General features: G+C 35.0%; 16 protein-coding genes. 3 read left to right on the forward strand and 13 right to left on the reverse strand.

Annotated features, from left to right (window positions below; all coding sequences use genetic code 11):
- Nucleotides 1–568 precede the first annotated feature (568 nt).
- The gene (locus tag D7004_RS06500) at nt 569–1,549 is read left to right on the forward strand and encodes an acyl-ACP desaturase (RefSeq protein ID WP_123205067.1); all 981 of its coding nucleotides are present in this window, start codon (nt 569–571) and stop codon (nt 1,547–1,549) included.
- 53 nt (nt 1,550–1,602) lie between these two features.
- Here D7004_RS06500 and D7004_RS06505 read toward each other — a convergent pair whose 3' ends face one another.
- From D7004_RS06505 to pyrR, 11 genes are all read right to left on the reverse strand, one after another.
- Entirely contained in the window at nt 1,603–4,995 is a 3,393-nt protein-coding gene (locus tag D7004_RS06505; RefSeq protein WP_123205068.1) for a methylmalonyl-CoA mutase family protein, read from the reverse strand.
- A 144-nt stretch (nt 4,996–5,139) separates the two neighbouring features.
- Nucleotides 5,140–6,795: an alkaline phosphatase PafA gene (gene pafA, locus D7004_RS06510; RefSeq protein WP_123205069.1), complete on the reverse strand. Its 1,656-nt coding sequence runs from the start codon at nt 6,793–6,795 to the stop codon at nt 5,140–5,142.
- A gap of 69 nt (nt 6,796–6,864) precedes the next feature.
- Nucleotides 6,865–8,154, reverse strand: coding sequence for a bifunctional folylpolyglutamate synthase/dihydrofolate synthase (locus D7004_RS06515; RefSeq protein ID WP_123205070.1), 1,290 nt, complete (start codon nt 8,152–8,154; stop codon nt 6,865–6,867).
- A 39-nt stretch (nt 8,155–8,193) separates the two neighbouring features.
- A complete protein-coding gene (locus D7004_RS06520) occupies nt 8,194–9,009 on the reverse strand; it encodes an energy transducer TonB (protein WP_123205071.1) in 816 nt (271 codons plus the stop codon).
- Nucleotides 9,009–9,410, reverse strand: coding sequence for an ExbD/TolR family protein (locus D7004_RS06525; protein ID WP_123205072.1), 402 nt, complete (start codon nt 9,408–9,410; stop codon nt 9,009–9,011). Before D7004_RS06525 ends, D7004_RS06520 begins: the two co-directional genes overlap by 1 nt.
- Nucleotides 9,410–10,114 (reverse strand): MotA/TolQ/ExbB proton channel family protein, encoded by a 705-nt coding sequence (locus D7004_RS06530; protein WP_123205073.1) that lies wholly within the window; start codon nt 10,112–10,114, stop codon nt 9,410–9,412. The genes D7004_RS06525 and D7004_RS06530 overlap by 1 nt, the downstream gene beginning before the upstream one ends.
- Nucleotides 10,114–11,532, reverse strand: coding sequence for an HU domain-containing protein (locus D7004_RS06535; RefSeq protein ID WP_123205074.1), 1,419 nt, complete (start codon nt 11,530–11,532; stop codon nt 10,114–10,116). Before D7004_RS06535 ends, D7004_RS06530 begins: the two co-directional genes overlap by 1 nt.
- Nucleotides 11,533–11,585: 53 nt before the next feature.
- Nucleotides 11,586–13,283, reverse strand: a complete 1,698-nt coding sequence (locus D7004_RS06540) for a porin family protein (protein ID WP_123205075.1) — start codon at nt 13,281–13,283, stop codon at nt 11,586–11,588.
- Nucleotides 13,284–13,287: 4 nt separating this feature from the next.
- Nucleotides 13,288–16,332 carry a tetratricopeptide repeat protein gene (locus tag D7004_RS06545; RefSeq protein WP_244214263.1) on the reverse strand — a complete coding sequence of 1,015 codons (3,045 nt, stop codon included), beginning with the start codon at nt 16,330–16,332 and terminating at the stop codon, nt 13,288–13,290.
- 339 nt (nt 16,333–16,671) lie between these two features.
- Complete coding sequence (locus D7004_RS06550; protein ID WP_208646804.1) at nt 16,672–17,601, reverse strand: aspartate carbamoyltransferase catalytic subunit; 930 nt, start codon at nt 17,599–17,601, stop codon at nt 16,672–16,674.
- A gap of 6 nt (nt 17,602–17,607) precedes the next feature.
- Entirely contained in the window at nt 17,608–18,153 is a 546-nt protein-coding gene (gene pyrR / locus D7004_RS06555; RefSeq protein ID WP_123205078.1) for a bifunctional pyr operon transcriptional regulator/uracil phosphoribosyltransferase PyrR, read from the reverse strand.
- 170 nt (nt 18,154–18,323) lie between these two features.
- On the opposite strand from pyrR, the gene D7004_RS06560 reads away from it, so the two are divergent.
- The gene (locus D7004_RS06560) at nt 18,324–18,725 is read left to right on the forward strand and encodes a thiol-disulfide oxidoreductase DCC family protein (protein WP_123205258.1); all 402 of its coding nucleotides are present in this window, start codon (nt 18,324–18,326) and stop codon (nt 18,723–18,725) included.
- Here D7004_RS06560 and D7004_RS06565 read toward each other — a convergent pair.
- Complete coding sequence (locus D7004_RS06565; protein ID WP_123205259.1) at nt 18,722–20,320, reverse strand: beta-N-acetylhexosaminidase; 1,599 nt, start codon at nt 20,318–20,320, stop codon at nt 18,722–18,724. The genes D7004_RS06560 and D7004_RS06565 overlap by 4 nt on opposite strands.
- 120 nt (nt 20,321–20,440) lie before the next feature.
- Between D7004_RS06565 and D7004_RS06570 the strand changes: the two genes are divergently transcribed.
- Nucleotides 20,441–21,166: a glycosyltransferase family 2 protein gene (locus D7004_RS06570; protein ID WP_123205079.1), complete on the forward strand. Its 726-nt coding sequence runs from the start codon at nt 20,441–20,443 to the stop codon at nt 21,164–21,166.
- 62 nt (nt 21,167–21,228) lie between these two features.
- On the opposite strand, the gene rpsA is transcribed toward D7004_RS06570, so the two are convergent.
- Complete coding sequence (rpsA, locus tag D7004_RS06575) at nt 21,229–23,163, reverse strand: 30S ribosomal protein S1 (protein ID WP_123205080.1); 1,935 nt, start codon at nt 23,161–23,163, stop codon at nt 21,229–21,231.
- Nucleotides 23,164–23,193: the final 30 nt, after the last annotated feature.

Below are 23,193 nucleotides of genomic sequence, written 5' to 3' on the forward strand. Positions count from 1 at the left end.
GCAGGGGTTTCTTCGTTTATTGAGGTTGAGACCAAAGTTGAGGTTTAGATTGAGGCTGAGCAAAGAGCAAAGAATAAAGAACAAGGACAGGGGAATAAAGATTGGTAGCACAAAAGTATTAATTGTATCTCACCAGCCTTTCCGAAATTCCAAACCACAACCCCCCGGGTTATTCAAACCTGATGGCAACGAAAATCCTTTGTGGCTATACAAACACTCACATCTCCCACCTAAAACCCCAACAAAAAGATTGTAGTGAAGAGCAGGATAGGAGGATTTATGAAATGCTCACGTTCATTTACAATATAACATAGAACTTTCACGAAGCATTTATCTTATGCAATCTGGATACATGTACTATTATTTTTAACAAGAATTATGTTATCTATTATTACTTTTGTAAAAATATTTAAGACTAACATTAAACGATTAAGAATTACAAATTATTACATAGTATTGTTTGTAACATGTATCATATTTAAAACTGAATCCACTCAAATATGTTAATAGTATAAGTTTTGCGGTAATATTTGGTTATCTTTGTTATAAAATAATATATAAATAAATAATGAGTTTTTTTGCAGATAAGAGAAGGGAAGTAATGACGCATATTGAAAAATATATGCTTGAATCAATGGGTACTTATTTAAAACCAATTGATACAAATTGGCAACCATCTGATTTCTTACCTGATTCTACAAGTGAAACATTTTATCAGGATATTAGGATTTTAAGAGATAATGCTAAGGACTTGTCGTATGATTTGGTGGCTGTATTGATTGGTGATACCATTACTGAAGAGGCTTTACCGACATACGAATCATGGTTAGCTATGGTTGATGGACATAGTGGTAGTGAAGAAGGTGGTTGGATGAAGTGGGTTCGTCATTGGACAGCAGAAGAAAATCGTCATGGTGACTTGTTAAATAAATATTTGTATTTGTCTGGTCGTGTAGATATGCGTCAGATGGAAATTTCTACTCAGTATCTAATTGCTGATGGTTTTGATATCGGAACCGGACATGACCCATATAGAAATTTTATTTATACAAGTTTTCAAGAACTAGCCACTAATGTTTCTCATAGGAGAGTAGCATCTTTAGCAAAGAAGGACGGCGATACATTATTATCTAAAATGTGTGGCGTTATTGCCTCAGATGAAGCTCGTCATGCTAAAGCTTATAAGGATTTCATGAATCGTATTTTTGAGGTAGATCCAAATGAGGCTATGTTGGCTTTTGAAGATATGATGCGCAAGAAAATTGTCATGCCTGCACATTTCTTACGCGAAGTAGGACTGAAGATAGGTCAAACTTTCGGCCATTTTACGGATGCAGCTCAGCGTTTAGGCGTTTATACGGCTGTTGATTACGTAGAAATTATGCAGCAATTGATTATCGACTGGAAAATCGAAGGCATGCGTGACTTAGATGATGCAGGAGAAAAAGCACGTGATTATATAATGAACTTGCCTTCACGTTTATTACGCGTAGCTGAAAGGATGAAAACTCCTACTATTGATTATAAATTTAGCTGGATAGCCGGTTAAAATAAAAAAAATATTTTGTTAAAAGCCACGATTTAAGTCGTGGCTTTTTTTGTTTACATATTTCTTCGGTATTGACCACCAACTTCGTATAACGCTTTGCTAATCTGTCCGATAGAGCAAACTTTGCAAACTTCCATTAATTGCTCAAAAATATTATCCCCTGCAATTGCAGATTTTTGTAACTGCTTTAGCGCTTCCTGAGTTTTATCGGCGTTTCTCTCTTGAAATGTTTTTAATGTTTCTATCTGATATTGCTTTTCTTCTTCAGTTGCACGAATTACTTCTCCCGGTACAATAGTTGGAGACCCGTTTTTATTAAGGAAAGTATTAACACCGATAATAGGGTATTCGCCTGTGTGCTTTAGCGTTTCATAATATAAACTCTCTTCTTGTATTTTGCCGCGTTGGTACATAGTTTCCATTGCTCCTAAAACGCCACCACGATCATTAATACGTTTAAATTCTGCTAAAACAGCATCTTCAACTAAATCTGTTAATTCTTCAATTATGAAAGCACCTTGTAATGGATTTTCATTTTTTGCTAAACCCAGTTCTCGATTAATTATGAGTTGAATGGCCATTGCTCTGCGTACTGATTCTTCTGTTGGTGTTGTTATAGCTTCATCGTAAGCGTTTGTGTGCAATGAGTTGCAATTATCATAAATGGCATAAAGGGCTTGTAAAGTTGTTCGAATATCATTAAAATCTATCTCCTGAGCATGTAATGAACGACCTGATGTTTGAATGTGATATTTTAGTTTTTGAGATCTATCATTGCCTTTGTATTTATTCTTTATGGCTTTAGCCCAAATTCTCCTGGCAACTCTCCCAATAACGGCGTACTCGGGGTCAATTCCGTTAGAGAAGAAGAAAGAAAGGTTTGGTGCAAAATCATCAATATGCATTCCCCGACTTAAATAATACTCAACAAATGTAAATCCGTTGCTTAAAGTAAAAGCAAGCTGGGAAATAGGGTTTGCACCAGCTTCTGCAATATGATAACCTGAGATGGATACAGAATAGAAATTACGAACTTTTTCATCAATAAAATATTTTTGAATGTCACCCATCATTCTTAATGCAAATTCTGTAGAAAAAATACAAGTATTTTGTGCTTGATCTTCCTTTAGAATATCAGCTTGAACCGTTCCTCGAACAGAACTTATGGCGTAAGCTTTTATTTTTGCATAAACTTCAGTAGGCAAAACTTGATCGCCAGTTATGCCTAAAAGCATCAAACCTAAACCATTGTTTCCTTCGGGTAAGTTGCCGCTATAAGTTGGCCGTAGAATGTTTTTTGATTTGTAAATATCTTCTATCTTTTGATTTATTTCTTCTTCCAAGCCATTTTCAATGATGTATTTTTCACATTGCTGGTCAACTGCTACATTCATGAAAAAGCCTAATAGCATTGGTGCCGGACCATTAATTGTCATGGATACGGAAGTAGATGGCGCACAAAGATCAAAACCCGAATATAATTTTTTGGCGTCATCTAGGGTTGCAATACTTACACCAGAGTTTCCAATTTTACCATAAATATCTGGACGGATATGTGGATCTTCACCATAAAGTGTAACCGAATCAAAAGCTGTTGATAAACGATGGGCTGGTTGTCCTAAAGAAACATAATGGAACCTTTTATTTGTTCGCTCCGGACCGCCTTCTCCGGCAAACATCCTCGTTGGGTCTTCTCCTTCACGTTTTAATGGGAAAACGCCAGCTGCATATGGAAACTCACCTGGTAAATTTTCGGTTAGTAGCCAACGTAAAATATCGCCCCAATCTTCATATCTTGGCAAAGAAACTTTGGGGATATTTAATTTTGATAGAGATTCGTAAAATAATGGTAACCTAATTTCCTTATCGCGAACTTTATAAATAAAAAATTCCTCTTTATAACTTCTCTTGGTTTCAGGCCATTGGCGTAGCAATCTTTTACATTCTCCATCCAGTTGTTCTTCAAAATATAAAAAAGTGCTCTCTAAATCTGCTCCAGAAGGGGATGTTTTGCCTTGTTCATCTGTTATTTTATTTTCGTTTAGCAGATTGATCACGCCTTTAAGCTGATACATTTTGCGGGCTATCGATGCTTGTTTATCAACCCATTCGTTATAAGTTTGACTGGCTTCGGCAATTTCGGCCAAATAGCGAATTCTATCGGGTGGAATGATGTAAATTTTTTCAGATTGCTCTGAAGTTAATTCCATTCGGGCTTTAAAGTCAGTTCCTGTTTTAATCTTAATTTGCTCCATCAAAGCAACAAATAAGTTATTCATTCCAGGGTCGTTAAATTGAGATGCCATGGTTCCATAGACTGGAATTTCATCATCCTTTGCATCGAAAATATTATGATTGCGCTTGTACTGTTTTCGAACATCACGCAGGGCATCTAAAGCTCCACGCTTATCAAACTTGTTAATTGCAACTAAATCTGCGAAATCGAGCATGTCAATTTTCTCTAGTTGAGTAGCAGCCCCAAATTCAGGAGTCATTACGTAGAGAGAAACATCACAATGTTCGGTTATTTCTGTATCAGACTGACCAATGCCAGATGTTTCAACAATAATTAAATCGTAACCTGCTGCTTTACATATATCTATGCTTTCTTGGACGTTCTTTGAAAGGGCGAGGTTTGCTTGCCTTGTAGCGAGTGAGCGCATGTAAACTCTTGGATTATTAATCGCATTCATACGAATGCGATCGCCAAGTAAAGCACCTCCTGTTTTTCTTTTTGATGGATCGACAGAAATTATCGCCAAGGTTTTATCTTCAACTTCCACCAAAAACCTTCTAACCAATTCATCAACTAATGATGATTTTCCGGCACCGCCAGTTCCGGTTATCCCTAAAATTGGGGCACTATTATTTTTAGAAAGTTTTTTAAGTTCATCAACGAAGGATTGAGCACCTTCGGGATCATTCTCTGCGACCGTAATTGCTCCTGCTATAGCTTTTATATCTTTAGTTGGAATGGTTTTTAACTCATCAGTGATGCTACTTTTGGTAACAAAATCTGTTTGAATTAGCATGTCATTTATCATTCCTTGCAAACCCATTTTTCGGCCATCATCAGGAGAATAGATTTTAGATATTCCATAAGCCTGAAGTTCTTCAATTTCTGTTGGAAGAATAACGCCACCACCACCGGCAAATATTTTAATGTGCCCAGAACCACGTTCCTGCAGCAAATCGTGCATGTATTTGAAATATTCGATGTGACCGCCTTGATAGGAGGTCATTGCAATACCTTGCACATCCTCTTGAATGGCACAATTTACAACTTCATCAACCGAACGGTTATGTCCTAAATGAATAACTTCTGCACCTGAAGATTGCAAAATTCGGCGCATAATATTAATTGTGGCATCATGTCCATCAAATAATGAGGCGGCAGTTACAAAACGAATTTTATTTTTAGGTTTATATATTTCTACTTGTTGCATAAGTCAGGCTGTTAAAGAAAAGAATAGGCTTCTCTTAATTTATATCTGGTATGCAAATGTAATAATTCCTTATCATCAGATGATTTAATAATAGAATTGATACTAATTATAAATAAAAAAGCCACCTGAGTTGGTGGCTTTAAATTATTTATTTGTAATCTCTGTTATTGGTTCTCCAACGCAGCCATTTGGCATTTGGATATGAAGCAATGCAGCCAAAGTTGGCGCAATATCGGTCATGTAATGAGTTTTGTTCGATGCCCCCGGTTTGATTCCCCAGCCCATAAATACTAATGGAATGTGAGCATCATAAGGATTCCAGCTACCATGTGTTGTTCCGGTGCTAGCACCATTAAACCAGTTTGGATCTAGTATGTAATATAAATCGCCGCTTCTACGGGCGTTATATCCATTGGTAATCATTTTTTTCTGAATTTCTGGTAAGGTTGTTTGAGCGATTCTCGAAATATCGATAACATTCGTGAAGCCATCCATCCGTTTTAAAAATTCGATAGATGCTGCTTTTATAACATCAAAACTAACCGTTCCATTATCAGTTTTATCGTGATCGAAAATGATTTGATTATTCATTGATTTTAGAACGACGTTATTTACTTTAAATTTATCGTTTAAAAAGCCATTCAATTTAAAGACGATATCTCTATCACTAACAATTCCTGCAGGTATTTTATTCTCTTTCATAAAAGCAGGAACGTGTGCCACACCATGGTCGGCGCTTAAAAATATGGTGTACTGCCCTTTTCCAACTTTTTTATCTAGATAATTGAAAAATTCTTCGAAATCTTTATCTAAATGTAAATAAGTATCTTCTGCTTCAATTGAATTTGGACCATAAGCATGACCAACATAATCTGTAGCCGAACAACTAACAGCTAAAAAATCTGTGTTATTATCTCCACCTAAATCTTCTGATAAGATAGCCAGTTTCGCTAAATCGAGTGTGATGGTATTGCCGTAAGGTGTGCTTCTTATGGCATCGAAATTTTTATTTATGTTTTGTGCAAGCAGGTGAGGAAAAGTGCTGGTTTTTCCTTCGTATTCTTTTTTGTCTGCTGTACTATTCTCATACGTGCCAATTGGATATAAGGTTTCCCAGTTTTTAGCATAGAACTTATTGGCAAGCTTAAGCTTATTATAATCGGCAATCCATGTTGGCACTTCTTTCATGTAGTACGAACTCGTAATCCAATTGCCTGTACTGCCCTGATACCAATAGGCAGCATTTGCAGCATGGCCAGCGGGTAAGATGGAACCTCTATCTTTCAAAGAAATTCCAATAACCTTTCCTTTAAAATTGGTAGCCAACCTTAATTCATCAGTAATTGTAGTAGCCAATAAATTTTTTGGCGACATGTTTCCTTCTGATGATGGACTACTGCCAACCGTAACTACCGAAGAATCTTCTGTACAATAAACATTCTTTTTGCTTTCAGAATTGTACCAATCGTTGCCAATTATACCATGAATAGCAGGAACAGAACCTGTGTAAATTGTGGTATGACCAACTGCTGTATATGTTGGTGTGTAAGGAATAAAAGTATTTTCTACAGAAAAGCCTTCGTTAATTAATCTTTTAAATCCGCCGTTTGTGTAGCGATTGTAATAGCGATACAGGTAATCCCATCGCATTTGATCAACAACCAAACCTATTACTAATTTAGGGCGAGCTATTTCTAACGGAAAAGCCTTAGCTGTGGGTGTTGCTTTTTTTGTTTGGGCAGAAACTGATGAGAGGGTTAGTATAGAAAGGGAAACAATTAAGCACGAAATTTTCTTCATTCTGTTTTAGTTTAAAGGGCTAAATTAATAATTTTAAGATGAAGAATTTTTGAAGTTTTTGTAAAGTTTCTATAGTGCTTCTGCAACAACAAATGTACTACCACCTATAAATATAAGGTCGTTCTGCTGTGCCTTTTCTATTGCAGCATTTTTTGCATCTACAACAGAATTATAAGTGATACCTTTTAAATCAAAAACTTCGGCCTGTTTAAGAAGTTCTTCTGCTTCTAATCCACGTTCTATATCGGGTTTGCAAAAATAATACGTTGCTTTTTTAGGCAGAAGGGATAGCACTTTGGTGATATCTTTATCCTTAACCATTCCAAAAACCATATGCAGCTTTTCAAATGCTGTTTGCTCAATATTTTTAAGAACTTCTTTTATACCTGCTTCGTTGTGACCAGTATCGCATATAATTAATGGGTTTACATTCAACGTTTGCCAGCGACCTTGAAGTTGCGTAAGTTTTTTTACTTGTCTTAAACCACTATAAATGGCTTGTTTGTCAATATTGAATTCTTTTTGCTGATTTAGAATTTCAAGTGCTTTTAATACGGTAACCATATTTTTTGGTTGATATAGCCCGGTCAAATCACTTTTTAATTTCGGATATTTTAATTCCTCACCTTCATAAACGGAAAGTTTAAGCATGTTATTTTTTACTGAAATATCTTCTACCATTAAAAAATCATCAGCAAAATAAATAGGTGCCCCAACTGATTCAGCCTTCGCAATAAAAACTGGTTGAGATTCTTCTTGGGTTTCACCAATTACGACAGGTATGCCTTTTTTGATGATTCCGGCTTTTTCACCTGCAATTTCTTTTAGGGTATTGCCGAGCATATTGGTATGATCGAGGCTAATATTCGTTATCACCGAAATTTCTGGTTTAATAATATTTGTAGAGTCTAATCTTCCACCTAAGCCCACTTCAATTACTGCTATATCAACTTTATGCTTTGCAAAATGTTCAAAAGCCATAGCAACGGTAGCTTCGAAAAAGGAAGGTTCAATTTTATAAATTATTTTTTTATTGGCTTGAACAAAGGATTTTACTTCAGCTTTGCTAATCATTTTTCCATTGATACGAATTCGCTCCCGGAAATCTTTAAGATGTGGCGAAGTATATAATCCTGTTTTATAACCCTGTGCTTGCAAAACAGAAGCCAACATGTGAGAAGTTGAACCTTTACCGTTTGTGCCGGCAACATGAATGGTTTTAAAATTGTTTTGAGGATTGCCCAAAGCCTCACATAAAATGATGGTATTTGTTAAATCTTTTTTAAACGCAGAAGCCCCAATCCTGGTAAACATTGGGAGTTTGCTGTATAAAAATTCGAGTGTTTGTTGGTAGTTCATAATCAAATATGACTACAAAAGTATGAAAGGTTAACGGTTTTATTTCACTTTAAAATTGAATACTACAACACCGGTTTGGTTGTCAGTGCCAACATCAGATTTACTTAAAGAGGAATTTAATACCGCCTGAATACATTTATTTACTAATTCTGTATCTGTAATGGTTGATCCTTTTAATTCCTGATTTGCTCTTGTAATGTCTCCAGATTTATTGAAATATATTCTTATCGCAATTTTACCAGTTTTTTGTCCGTCATCTTTTGGAATAACAAGATTTGAAAAACGTCTTAACTCAATTGGCTTATTGCCAAAACCAGAACCGCCATTTCCATAATTATTTGCTAATGGATCGCCATTGACGGAACCTTGATTTCCAGCAGTATTTCCTGTTCCATCGCCACCGCCTTGTCCTGTATTCTTTTTTCCTTTGTATAAGGCATTCTGATTAATAACAGGTGTTGATGGTTTATCTTCAGCAGTAGTTGTTGGTGTAGTAGTAGTAGGTTTAGATTTTTTAGTATTTACACTAATTGCATCCTCTGTATTTTGAGTTTGAATATCCTTATCACTTGTTTGCGATTCTGTATTTTCTGTAACTTTTTCTTCAGGGACTACCTTATCGGGGCGTTTATTATTAGCATTAGGATCTGCTGATGGCTCCTCAATGCTAGTGTAATCATCGCCCATTCCTGTTTCTGCAGTTCCATAGTTTACAACCATACCACCCATACCTAATTCTTCAGCAGGTTGAAACGAATTAATCACAATTAAAAAGCTAATCGCAAGCAACAGCGCCATGATCCCTGTAGAGATTGCCACTGCTTTTGGATAATTATTTTCTTCGTTGTGATTCATTATTTTTTAGGCTCTACGGCTAATACAAGCTTAAGTTTCAATTTATTCGCAACATCATAAGCAACCATGATGTTTTCTGCAGGCACATTTTTAGCCACATATAAAATTATGGTCATATCTGGTGCAAGTTTTTGGTAGGCTTCTACAGCTGGCAATAAACTCTCTGCAGTAGCTGGTTTTTTATCAACGAAATAATTTAAATTTTCGTCTATACTTACCGTAACTGCTTTCTTTGCTGTAGATTGTTGTCCGCTTGATGATTGAGGCAATAATAATTTTACTACCTGAGGATTAACCACGGCTGAAGCCAGCAGAAAAAACAGCATCAAGAAGAACATAATATCATTTAATGCTGATGTATGTACTTCTACAGAGCCTTTTGTTCTTTTTCTTAAATTCATTATTTACCTGGTTCTTCTAATAAATCAATAAAATCAATCGCATCAGTTTCCATTTTTAAGATAATTTTTTCGACCATTATATTTAAAATATGGTATAAAACGTAAGCAATAATACCAATAATTAAACCTGTTGCAGATGTAATCATTTTGGTATATAAACCACCTGAAATGGTTCCAATTTCGATAGCGCCTTTTATTGATACCTGATGGAAAATGGTAATAACCCCAACAATTGTACCTACGAAACCAAGCATTGGAGCGATACCCGCAACAATACCTAAAATGCTAATGTTTTTTTCCAGTTTCGAGACTTCTAATTTACCAACGTTTTCAATAGCACCTTCTATATCTTTAATCGGGCGACCAATTCGTTTTAAACCTTTCTGTAACATGCGAGAAAGTGGCGAATTATTGTTTCTTAATAGTGCAGAAGCACCCTCTAAATTTCCAGATTGGATGTATGAGCGGATTTGAACCATTAAATTCGATTCATCTTTTGTAGATTTTTTGATTGTTAAATAACGCTCAACAAAAATTACTAATGCCAGAAAAGCTAAAAAAGCTAATGGAACCATTACCCAGCCGCCTTTAAATAACAAATCTATAAAATGTAATTCTGGTGCGGGTTGTGATAATGCTGGGCTAACTGCATTTGCAGTATCTTGTAATGCGTTTGTGGTATCTTGAATCAATAGTGCAATCATTATGGTGTGTTTATCTGTTTAATATCTAATTCTTTAATTCTCACTTTTTTACTTAAAGTCGGTCTGGCATCCAAAGCTTCCTTTTCAGTTTTATAAGAAGCTAAACTAACTTTTTTAAATGGTCCTTCAATCGGAACAATTTTAGCAGTTATGCCGTAACCTTTCATCTGCTGTATAAATTTTTCAGCTGCTTTAGTTGTTCTGAAAGATGCACCAATAACTTCATAAGTTGTATTAACTGTTTTTGGTGTTTGATTAGCCGCTTTTGTAGTTACAAAAACTTTGTTTTTTGGTGAATCAATTTTGCCAGAAACCTGATTGGCTTTTAATATGCTATCCGTTTTTATTATCGAATCTTGTTTTGCTTTTTCTGTATCAACAGTAGCTTTCGTAGTATCTACAACTGCCTTCGCATCTTTTACATTTCCCGTTTGTCCGTTGAACAACTCCGGTTTAATTAAGTAAGTAATGGCAACGATAATAATTAAAGTCAGAATTATAATGGTAACCTTAAGCCATGTAGATATGCCTTGAGGTGCTTCTTCTTCTTCCAAAACTTCTGCATCCAATGGGTCATTACCAAAACGATTAGGATGTTCTGCATGCTGTTCTTTAATAAATTCTGGCGCTTCTATTATTTCATCAGCAACATGAACGTCATCATTTAAATTTAAATACGTTTTAGGTAACTCGGATTCTGGCTGATGCCCAAAGCGATATGGATGCTCTTCATGCTGTTCTTTAACAAATTCTGGAACACTTATCTCCTCATGTTCAACAACAACTTCATCAATTGCTTCGTCCTTTGTGCTTGATAAAGTATTTTTAAAATCATCTGTTACTTCATCTAATTCGATGTTTTCTATAACCGGTAAAACGGTATTGGTAGGTTCTTCGATTTTATTTTGACTTGAATCTTTATCAGGTGCCTCAGCTATTTCTTCATAAATGTCATCTTCAGTTTTTAGGTCTTCTTCAACAGGCAACTTTTCATCATAAATTTGATTTACTTCAGTTTCAACTACTGGCGGGAGACCATAAAATTCGGAACCATAGTGAATATCTTTAGAAGGTTCAAAACTTAATCCTTCATGTTCTGTATAAAATAACCGACCAATATTTATCAGTTCAGCTTCGTGTGCTAACTCTAACTTTTTATTAGTTTCTTCAACAAATTGGGTAATGTAATATGAAGCACTTTCCTCCGAAATATTTCTTATCTCTACAATATATGATGCTAAAAACTCATCATCCTTAACTTCTGGTGAAAATTGCAACGTATATCCTGGCGGCAAAAACGATTGTTTTTCTTTATCGTATCTGCCGGGAAATTTCTTTTTAAAGAAAGTACCTAAACCGGTTATACCAACCGAAGTACGTTGCTGCAAAAGTTCTGAAAGGTATAATAAGATGTCCATTCGGGTAAAATTAGCGTTTTATTCTAATTCAGCACAATTTTAATTTAAAGTGCTTAGAAAGAATATGTTAGTCCGCCAAAAACGTTAAAACCATTTACCTGATAAAATAAGTATCTGTTATAATTGGAGTTCAGGATATTGTTTGCCTTTGCGAAAACCGAAAATTTATTGTTGATGCGATAATCTGCTCCAAGACCTAAATCAACAAATCCTTTTACGGTAACTATTGATTCAATAGCTGTATTTGGAAAAACATATTGTAGAGGATTAACAGGAGCCGAAGTATAAATTTTTGCTTTAACATCATCTTGAACAACAACTGCAGCATTAAAGCTTAGTTTCTTATTATACGTGTAAACGAAATTTGAACTTGCTTTTAAACCAGGTTTAAACCAGCTATATGTTTCTGAAGATGGCTTATAATCATCAATATTAACTTTTCCAGTCCATTTTAATGCATCGCTTACTTGAACTGAAATTTCGCCTTCCAATCCAGTTATTTTTGCTTTGCCCGAATCATAAATAACATCGAACTTATTAAAATCGGTAAAGTTGTTTACAAAAAGCGGCATATCATCAACTTGCTTAATGTAAAAACGAGCTTTATAGCCAAAGCCTGGTCCGCCTGTTCCTTTTACGCCTGCACTAATGCTTAATTTTTCAACCGTATTTTTTATTAAAATATTACTGTTTAACCAAGGGTTTTCATCGGTGAAGCTTTTCATTGAGTTCCGGGTAACATCACCTTTAACTTCACCAAAAACTTGCAGGTAATCAGGAATTAATGTTAAATCTGCTGTAATTGCCGGAAAGATTCTTGTGCTGCTATATGCGCCAAATTCTTGCACAAGGTTTATTCCTGCGGTAACTTTTGCACCTTGAACTTGTAAGCGGATATATGGGTTTAAACGCAATAAATTATTACCAACGCTTGTTGCCAAATCTTTGGTATTTCCAAATTCTGTAGATGCACCTAAACCTAAATTTAACGAACTAATCCGTTTATTTAGATATCCATTTAACGTTACATAACTTTCTTTGGCGCTGAATTTATCATTCCAAACATATCCATTAGCTTTTAAAGCATAACTAAAAGCATCATTATCTTCTTTGTAGTTTTTTAACAATTCTCCCTCTGCCTCAAAAAGTGTTAATGCTTGTTTTTCAGGATTAGGATTCAATGCAGGGCGGTCGTTATTTATACCATAAAAATATAAACCATTACGTTCGAAGTTGATTCTACCACTTACGGTATTTTCATCCATAATGCTTCGGCCGAAAAGACTAAATTGCTGGTAGCTGCTGTTTTGTTTGTTCAGTTTACCTTCTTGACTAAAATGTTTGAAATATCCGCCAACCTGTAATGCAGGGTCACGATCCATGTTGATGTAAACTTCACCAAGTAGAGTTGATAATGAACCAACGCCACCTTTAACATAGTTATTTAATAGTGTAGTCTGTTTTTCATCAACTAAAGCTTGTGCCTGTAGTTTTTGTATATCGCTGTTAATTTCGAGTTTTCTATCGGTAACGCTATAATTCAATTTTGCTTTATAGGTTTTAACATCATCCAAATTGGGGCTTCTACGTAATTTTACAGCTTCTGCTAATATTGGTTTGTACGGACGAACAACTTCAATTTCTTCACTTACCGTAGCTTTTTCTTCCTGCTTCTTTTCCTGTGCCTGAATGTTAACTAATCCGGCAGCTAAGAAAAATAAAGTACTGTATATATATTTATTCAACTTCATGATTCTACTTCTTCGGGTTTAATTTTTCTAATTTCTGTTTTGCTGTTACGATGATATCATCGGTCTTATTATCGTAGTTGTCGATAATACTGAGCAGCGTACTTTTTGCTTGTAAATTATCTTTTAATGCCACGTAATTATCAGATAATAAGATGAAAGCTTTGGCAACCCAATAATCGTACGATGCCATATTGTTTATTAAATCGAAGCAGGTTTTTGATGATGTTTTGAAATCACCTTTGGTATATTCAAGAAAGGCCAAGTTATATTTTGCTTCGGCCGCTGCAATTGTTTTAGTACTGGCAACAACATTTTTAAATTCTTTAACAGCTGTAGTTGTATCGCCTTTTAACAAATAAGCTTTACCAGCATATAAACCCGAACTGTTTTTCTCTTCTTCTGATGCTTTTTCCGATTCTTTGGTCAGCTGTGCATACTTTATCATATCATCAGCAGAATTTAAAGCGGTGTAAGCTTTTAACAAATTGTTTATCGCGTACCCATAGTGCGCTTTATAATCTGTAGTGGTTTCTAGTCTTTTTAAATAAACGATTGCTTCGTTATATTTTTTCTGATCTAAAAATACTTTAGAAATACTTAGTAAAGAGCGTTCCGTGTAATCGCTAGACCAATCGTTTAAGATAAATTCATAATCAGCAATGGCCTCATCAGGTCTGCCTAGTTTCACTAAGGATTCAGCCCGAATAAACTTTCCTTCTTTGTCATGAATTGCTTTTGGAAATTTGTCGAAGTAAGCATTAATGGCTTGCAAAGCTCCATTTGCATCACCTTTAAGATATAAGTTATTTGCCGCTGCAAATACAATATTATCTTGCTCTGCATTAGAATAATTACCAAGTGGCGTTGTGCCTGCGTATGTGATAAAACCATTTGCATCGCCTTTGTCTATGTAGATGTTTTTGATAGATTCCATTGCTTGTTTAGCTTCATCAGCGCTTGGATAGTCGCGAATTACCTTCTTAAAGGATTCTAAAGCTGCATCATCCTGATCCTGATTGTATTGCACCAATCCGATGGTAACTAATGCTTTTGGCACATAACTGCTACGAGGGTATTTTGCAACCAACCCAACTAAATCAGTTTTTGATTTTTCTAAATCGCCTTTATTGAAATAAGTATAAGCTGTTTCAAAGCCAGCATCATCAGCGTAATTAGAGTTTGGAAATTTTTGTAACAAACTTTGCATGGTTGCAATTTTCGTATCATATTGGTTTTCCAAACCTTGTATCATTCCCTTTTGGAAAATAGCGTAATCTTCTGCACTTGTTTTACGATTGATGATTTTATTGTAGTTGTTCATTGCATCGCCATAGCTTTTATTTACGAAATAAGAATCGGCTAAACGGATGGTTGCATCATCAATTGTTTTCTGGTCTTTATCATTGCCTGCTAAAAAACGCTCGAAATAAGTGGCAGATTTGCTATATTTTTCATCCTCAAAAGCGGCATAAGCCAATGCGTAGTTTGCAAAATTATAAACGCCTGTTTTATCGGCATCGGGCATCTTTAAAAACTTTTCGAAGTTGGTAACTGCTTCACCGTATTTGCGCAATTCATACATCGATTCTGCTTTCCAGTATGTATTTAAAGCATGAATTTCATTGTCTTCAGGGAATTTATCAGAGCGTAAAAACATTGATAAAGCATTAGGAAATGCTCTTTCGTTGTAAAACTCTAAACCTCTGAAATAGGTAACTTTTTGATAAGCTTCTCTAGCTTCTAAGTTTTTATCTGGGATGGGTTCTAAAATATCAACAGCGGCCTGGTAATTTTTGGTTGTTAACAAAACCTCACCCAAAAGAATTTTAGCCTCGTTAATTTTTCTTGATTTTGGAAAGGTTTTTAAAAAGGTTTGTGTTGCTTCTAAGGCCTGCTGGTGGAAATTTAATTCGTAGCTTAACTTAGCATAATTTAACCAGGCTTCTTCTTGAATCGCTTTATCAAAATCTAAACGAGATGCACGAAAGAATGCACTTTGAGCTTTTTCTTTATTCCCCAATTGAATGAAGGCCTTACCCAAAGTGTGCATACCATTTTGCAGGTAAACATCATCAGTATTGAGTTTTTCTAAAATGGCTACAGATTCTTTATACTTTTTGTTTTGAAAAAGCGAGTAGCCATATTGATAAATAAATAAGTTGTTTTTTGTTTCGCTTTTATCTTTAGCGTAAAATTCTGCGAAATACTTCTCTGCATTTTTAAATTCAGATTTTGCAAAGTAAGATGCAGCAACCAAACTTAACATTTCGGGCTCAAACTGTTGTTTGGTTTTGGCCATAGCCGGTATTGCGTAGCTAATTACATCATCATAACGTTCATCTAAATAATACATCGACGTGATGTAGTATGGATAGCTGGCCTCGTAAGTTGGAGAACCCTTAAGCTTTTCGAAGTTTGCTAAAGCAGTTTTGTACTCCTTGTTAAGATAATTAATGTAGGCAAAATAATAAGTTGCACTTTCCTGAAATTCGCCTTCTTCTTTTTTAACTTTCTCAAATAATGGCTCAGCTTTATCGTAATCTTTTAGTTGAAAATAGGAATAGGCTTGCTTAAATTGATATTCGTTTCTTTGCTTGCCTGAAAGGGTGGATGGGTCAGTTTTTTCAAACCATTCCAACGCTTTTTCATAATTTTTTTGATTGAAATAAGTCTTTCCAACATAAAAATATGCAAGCTTAGTATTAGGGTTTAGAGGGTAATCGCGAATAAATTCTTGAAACAAGCCTTCAGCATCACTATTGGTTAATTCTAAAGCGCAAACTGCTGCATAAAATTTGGCATTTTCTTTTAAAAGTGAGAGTTCTGCATTGCTTTCTGATTGGGCTGCAGGTTTAAAACGATGTTGTTCTACAAGTTTAAATTGTTGAGATGCTGCAGTATATTTTTCTTTATCTAATAATTCTAAACCCGTTTGGTAGTTTTTATTGAGGTTTTGCACTGCGCTCACTTGCGCATAGGAGCTAAAACTTCCAGCCAAAAGCAGCGGAATTAGTAAGTATTTGTTTTTCATTAGTGTATATCTTTTCATTGGTGACGATGGTATTGCAACCTCAGTTTGTGATTATAATTTCTCGTCGATTTCAAATATGGTTGGTACTAAATTAGAAATTGTATTATAGCTTATCAACATAAGTAATTAACATCTGTTAATAACACAAATTAACGCCAGGATTTTTTATTTGGTATCTAAGAATGTAAAATGTGGAAAAAGTGGAATAGTTCATTGGTCATTAGTTCATAGGTAGGTTGATGTAATAAACCGAATTTAGTTGAATTAACAGTTCATCAGTTAAATAGTGCTCTAATAGCTATAGTTTGCCAACCATGTACTAATGAACCATTGACTAATGAACGATTGAACTAAAAGCTACCCCTGGCTAGCCAATAAATACAAGACAGCCATTCTGATGGCAACACCGTTTTCAACCTGTTCGAGAATAATTGATTGTTTACTATCTGCAACATCGCTTGTAATTTCAACACCGCGATTTATCGGACCAGGATGCATGACTATAATTTCCTTATCCAAACTATCAAGAATTTGCTTATTGAGTCCATACATCATGGCATATTCCCTAAGTGATGGGAAATATTTAATGTCCTGACGCTCTAATTGTATGCGAAGCATATTTGCTACATCGCACCAATTCAAGGCTTTAATTAAGTTGTGTTCAACCTTTACTCCAAGTTGATGAATGTGTTTGGGTATTAGAGTTGTTGGTCCGCATACCATAACTTCTGCTCCTAATCTTTGTAAGCAAAGGATGTTTGAAATTGCAACTCTGGAGTGTAGAATGTCTCCAACGATAACCACCTTTTTTCCTGCAACATCACCAAGTTTCTGGCGGATTGAAAAAGCATCTAACAATGCCTGTGTAGGATGCTCGTGCGCTCCATCACCTGCATTAACAATTTGCGCCTTTACATGGCGGCTTAAAAACTGACCAGCACCAGCATAAGGATGGCGCATTACAACCATATCAACTTTCATCGATAATATGTTGTTAACGGTATCAATCAGGGTTTCGCCTTTACTCACAGAAGAGGATGAAGCTGCAAAATTTACAACATCAGCAGACAGTCTTTTCTCTGCAAGTTCAAATGAAAGTTTTGTTCTGGTAGAGTTCTCAAAGAAAATATTGGCAATAGTAATATCACGAAGTGATGGTACCTTTTTAATCGGGCGGTTTATTACCTCTTTAAAATTATCTGCAGTTTCGAAAATTAATTCAATATCATTCCGGTTAATATCTTTAATGCCTAAAAGATGTCGGGTTGATAGTTTTTCTGCTGCCATTTCTATTTATTGTTTTTCGGATAATAAAATCACTTTGTCTTCTGCACCTTCATCGGCCCAGCTTACTTTAACATGTTGAGAGTTTAAGCTATCTACCTGATGTCCAACATAATCAGCTTCGATTGGTAAATGTCTGCTAAACCTTCTGTCAATCAATACCAACAGTTCAACTTTTTCCGGGCGACCATAAGCTAGTACTGCATCGAGTGCAGCTCTTATAGTCCTTCCTGTCCAAAGTACATCATCAATTAGAATAACTTTTTTCCCTTCAATTATAAAATCTATAGAATTACTACTTGCTGTAACCAAGCCATCTTTGCGACGAAAGTCATCCCTAAAAAACGTAATATCAAGGTTACCCTTTAAAATTTTCTTGTTTTTTAAGATGTTTTGAAGTTCTGATTGAATGCGATCGGCCAGAAAAATTCCTCTCGGCTGTATGCCAATTAAAACGGTATTCGAGAAATCGTCGTGGTTTTCAATTAACTGACGGCAAAGTCTTTTAATTGTTATTTGAATTTTTTGTCCGTCAAAGATTGTTTTCTTTTGCATTGAAGAAGGATTGGGCAAATATAAGTAGAAAGTTTAAAGTTAAAAGTAAAAAGTTTTAACTTATGCGTTATAAGTTATAAGTCAGCGATCTAAAATTATGCGTTGCTCGAATCCGTTTTCATCAATTGTAAGATATATCGTTGATTAAAAAGCTTAAATTTACCTTCGAAATGAAAACCCACCCTGTTATTTTTTTTGATGGCATTTGCAATTTGTGCAATACTTCTGTGCAATTTGCTGTAAAACACGACAAAAAAAATATTTTTAAATTTACGGCTTTGCAAGGCGAATATGCCAAAACGATTTTGCCAAAGTTCAACATCGATAGTACAAAATTAAATTCAATTTTATTGGTGGATGGTGAGAAGGTTTACACAAAATCATCAGCCGCACTACGTGTTGCCAAAAAGCTAAATGGTTTATTGCCTTTGCTTTACACCTTCATCATCATACCAAAATTTATACGCGATTGGGTTTACGATATCGTAGCAAAAAATCGTTACAAATGGTTTGGTAAGCAAGAAAGTTGTTGGATGCCTACACCAGAATTAAAAAACAAATTTTACGATTAGTTTTCTAAATATCTTTTAGAATAAGTGATACCCATTAAATCGTATCGCTTAAATTGTGTTTTTAAACGCTTCAAAAAATCGGGATAATTGCGTTTCTCTTTCGGGCTCCAAAGAATTTCGCTCAAAGCATCCAGCCTTGGGAATAGCATATATTCTGCTTTAGCGGGATTGGTAACGTACTCGCTCCATAAACAACCTTGTCCGCCCCAAATGTATTTTGCCTGTTCTGCATTTAACTCTGCCGGAATTGGTTCATAGTTATAAACATCTACCAGAGGTGAGATTTTATTTGCCGTTAAGCTATCTTCTTTTGCAAATTGAGCATGGTTAAAATACATTTTCATTTCGGGTGTCATAATAGCTTTATGGTTTTGTTTGGCAGCTTCAATGCCACCCTTTTCGCCTTGCCAACTCATTACAACAGCATTTGGAGCCAAGCCGCCTTGCAATATTTCATTCCAGCCGATAATTGTTTTCCCCTTGCTGTTTACAAATTTTTCCATCCTTCTAATGAAATAGCTTTGCAATTCGCTTTCAGTTTTTAAACCATTTGCTTTCATAATTTGTTGCGATACTGCCGATTGTTTCCACCAGGTTTTCGCAGCTTCATCGCCCCCGATGTGAATGTATGGAGATGGAAATAAATCCATTACTTCGGTTAATACATTTTCAAGAAACTTAAAAGTAGTATCTGTTGGCTGCAGCACGTTATTAAATTTATTAAAAATGCCCCAGGTTTGCGCCACTTCATATTTCTTGTTTGGTTCTGTTCCTAATTCTGGGTAGGAGGCAAGTACAGCCATATTATGTGCCGGCATTTCAATTTCGGGGATAATGGTTATGTAGCGTTTTGCGGCATAATCAATTACATCTTTAATTTGTTCTTGTGTGTAATAACCACCATATCTAATCCCATCATTTCCGGTTCCGGGATATAAACCAATGATACTGCCATTACGCCACGAACCAATTTCAGTTAATTTAGGATATTTTTTTATCTCTATTCTCCAGCCATGATCATCGGTTAAATGCCAATGAAAATAATTCATTTTATGCAATGCTAAATAATCAAGGTATTTCTTTATAAATGCTACATCGAAAAAATGCCGACTTACATCTAAATGCATTCCACGGTAATCGAAACGGGGATAGTCAATTATGGAAACAGACGGAATTTGAAGCGGAAGAGATTTTGTGATTGGCAAGAGTTGAATAAGCGTCTGGATACCTTGAAAAATGGCTGTATCAGAAGCAGAGCCTATGATTATAGATTTGTTTGTTATATATAAATTATACTCCTTTGAACTTGAAATCTTTTTAGCAATTATTAGATTTATAACGTTAGTTCGATTTACGTCTGGTATTCTACTTAGTTTGAGTTCGAAGCTATAATTTTTACGCAAATAATTTTGGAAAAACTCTATTGATGGATTGGCCAATGAATCATTTGTATATAATACGGTATTACTATCTATTTTAAATGAAAATCCCTTTGATTTAACTTCTAATTTTACTGGTTGTGGAATGATACTTATTTCTTGTGCCGAAAGTCTCAAAAAAATATTTGTTAAAAACAAAAAGATAAAAATTTTCATAATATGGTAGTTTTCCACTTCAAAAATAAAGAAAAACCTTTCCTTTGAAAGTAAATAGGGAAAAGATAAGTTTTGGATCGATGTTTGGCTCATTTTAGTACAATTTATTCCTTATCGAATATGCAAATTAGCGTTTTAACGCCATCCTTTAATTCTGGAAAATACTTAAAAAGAGCAATTGATAGTGTGCTGATTCAAAATTACAAAAACTTTGAGCATATCATTATTGACGGCGATTCGAAAGACAATACGCTATCTATCATTGATGAGTATTCACACTTAAAATTTATTTCAGAAAAAGATAGTGGGCAATCAGATGCTATGAATAAAGCATTTAGAATGAGCTCGGGAGATATTATTGTTTATCTGAACGCTGATGATGAATTTTTACCTGACGCATTCGATAATATAATATTGGCATTTCAGAATAATAGAGATGCAGATATGATTGTTGGAAACCTAATCTTTAAAAGTGGAACCGAAGAGGTGTTAAGAATACCATCGGCACATTACAAGGATGTTTTGTTGTACTGGTTGAACATGTTCCCAAATAATCCCGTCAGTTATTTTTATAAGCGCAAAGTTCAGGAGCAAATAGGGGAGTTTCACGTTCATGACCATTATTCTATGGATATTTGGTTTATTCTTAAAGCCTACCAAAAATTTAAGATTGTCAAAATCGATGCTACACTTGGAATATTTCATTCTGATGGTGAGAACAAAACAACTACAGTAAATTTAGGTCAGAATCTCCATAATATAACTAAGCAACATTTGCTAAAATACAATCCATTGTTCTTACCTTTTTTCTATTTAAAGTTATTATTAGCAAGACTAAGCAAATAACAATATAAAACAAAAACGCCCCAAATTTCTTCGAGGCGTTTTATATATTAAGTTATAAAGAACTAGCCTTTTTTAGCTTTGCTTTCTTCGCCTTCTAATTGCGATTTCAATTGAGCCAATACGTCTAAGTCTCCTAAAGTAGATTTCTCTACAGAATCTTTAACTTTTTTAACTGCTGTGATAGATGCTTTTGCTTCTTTCTTTTTAGCATTTCTTTCTTCAGCTACAGCTTCAGCTTTAACTTCTTCCCAAATACGAGCGTGAGAAACAACGATGCGTTTAGCTTCTTTGTTAAACTCGATAATTTTGAAGTCGTTAGTTTCTTCAGCTTTAACCGAAGTACCGTCTTCTTTAACCATGTGTTTAGTTGGTACGAAACCTTCTACACCGTAAGGTAAAGCAATAACAGCACCTTTATCAGTTACTTTAACAACAGTACCTTGGTGAACCGAATCTAAAGTGAAGATAGTTTCGAAAGTATCCCAAGGATTTTCTTCTAATTGTTTATGACCTAAGCTTAATTTGCGGTTATCAACATCAAGTTCTAAAACAACAACGTCTAATACATCACCAACTTTAGTGAATTCATTAGGGTGGTTTACTTTTTTAGACCATGATAAATCAGAAATGTGGATTAAACCATCAATACCTTCTTCGATTTCAACAAAAACGCCAAAGTTAGTCATGTTTTTAACAGTTGCTGTGTGCTTGCTTCCAACTGGGAATTTAGCAGCAACTTCTTGCCATGGGTCGTTAGATAATTGTTTAATACCTAAGCTCATTTTGCGTTCGTCTCTATCTAAAGTTAAAACTTCAGCTTCGATCTCATCACCAACTTTTAAGAATTCTTGTGGATTTCTTAAGTTTTGCGACCAGCTCATTTCAGAAACGTGGATTAAACCTTCAACACCAGGGATGATTTCTAAGAAAGCACCGTAATCTGCAACAGTTACGATTTTTCCTTTTACTTTAGAACCAACAGCTAAGTTAGCATCTAAATTTTCCCATGGGTGAGGAGTTAATTGTTTTAAACCTAAAGCGATACGTTTTTTCTCATCATCGAAATCTAAAACAACAACGTTGATTTTTTCATCTAATGATAATACTTCTTTTGGATGCTCTATGCGGCCCCAAGAAATATCAGTAATGTGAAGTAAACCATCTACACCACCTAAATCAATGAATACACCGAAATCTGTAATGTTTTTAACAGTACCTTCTAATACTTGTCCTTTTTCTAATTTAGAGACAATTTCTACTTTTTGGCTTTCTAAATCGTCTTCAATTAATACTTTATGAGAAACAACTACGTTTTTAAACTCATGGTTAATTTTAACAACTTTAAATTCCATTGTTTTACCCACGTACACATCGTAATCGCGGATAGGTTTGATATCAATTTGAGATCCTGGTAAGAAAGCTTCAACGCCCATGATATCAACAATTAAACCACCTTTAGTACGGCTCTTAACGAAACCATTGATGATTCTATCATTTTCAAGAGCCTCGTTAATTGCTTCCCATGATCTTTGGGTTTTAGCTCTTTTGCGAGAAAGGATCAATTGACCGTTAGCATCTTCTGGTGCTTCAACGAAAACGTCAACTGAATCGCCGATTTTAAGATCTGGTGTATCACGGAATTCTGAAGTAGAAACTAAACCATCTGATTTAAAACCAACGTTTAATACTACATCTTTGTTGTTAATTGAAACAACAATACCGCTAATGATTTCACCTTTAGTGATCTGATTGAATGTTCCGGCATACATATCTTCAAACTTTTTACGGTCTGCTTCATTGTAGTTACCAAAAACTTTTTCATCTGCATCCCAATCGAAATCTTCGGTTGGTGTTGCTAATGATGATTTGATCGATTCGATCGAAACTGAATCAGCTTCTGATTCAATCGTTTCTTTTTCAGTCAGGCGTCCGCCTTCTCCCTGAAGTTCAGCTGTTTTAGCTGCTAATTCTTTTTCTGCTACTTGTTTTTTAGCCATTAATTAATTATCTCCTTTTTTCCCTATTTA

It is taken from the genome of Pedobacter jejuensis, from assembly GCF_003725795.1.
Classification (GTDB): Bacteria; Bacteroidota; Bacteroidia; order Sphingobacteriales; family Sphingobacteriaceae; genus Pedobacter; species Pedobacter jejuensis.